At 39.1% G+C, this 771-nt stretch carries 1 protein-coding gene; it reads left to right on the top strand.

Translation table 11 applies throughout. From position 1 onward, the window contains the following. Positions 1-137 precede the first annotated feature (137 nt). The coding region (locus DYY66_RS16190; protein ID WP_394352593.1) for an LEA type 2 family protein at positions 138-537 on the top strand (400 nt) is incomplete at its 3' end. Positions 538-771: the final 234 nt, after the last annotated feature.

Below are 771 nucleotides of genomic sequence, written 5' to 3' on the forward strand. Positions count from 1 at the left end.
TAAACGACATATCTTTTGCAGGCATAGATTGGGCTCAAGCATCGCTTTCAACACTTGTAAAATTAGGACTGAATGCTTTAACTGGAAACTGGCTTGGTGCAGCTCTGTCTCTAGTCCAAGGTATCAAACTAAATCTAATATTTGGACTAACAAATCATGGTCTCTTTCCTGTTTACATACCTGATTTATCCTATGATCTTCTAGTCAATGGGGTAAATGTAGGCCAAGGCAAGAGCAATGTAGATCTAACAATCAATCCGGGGGAAACAAAGATCTTGCCTGTTTTACAACATGTCTTAATTGACAGTTTGAAACCTGCTGTTTCTTCTATAATTGAATCAGAAGGAATATTGGATCTTAAAGTGAGTGGTACGGCATACTTTCAATTCTTGGGTTTGACAATACCAATGCCATTTGAATCAACAAAACAGATCTCAATTATAGACGAGATAAAGAATCACCTTGCAGGAACATCAAATCAACAATCTAGCTATTACCAACCGCCCACTCAGACATACGTGTCACTTCAAGCATCTTNCAACCGCCCACTCAGACATACGTGTCACTTCAAGCATCTTCATACCAAGTTACCAAAGATCAAACCGTCACTTTCTCAGGACGTCTAACAGATTCTAATGGTAACGGCATACAAAACCAACTAGTTTATGTCAAGAGAGACATTAGTTTTGCACCAGATTCTGTACTAGGTTCTTCATACACTGACTCAAATGGTTACTTTAGCATAGACTGGCCAGCAACAAAGCCGATAAC

The sequence above is a fragment of the Candidatus Nitrosotalea sp. FS genome, assembly GCF_011319475.1.
Taxonomy (GTDB): domain Archaea; phylum Thermoproteota; class Nitrososphaeria; order Nitrososphaerales; family Nitrosopumilaceae; genus Nitrosotalea.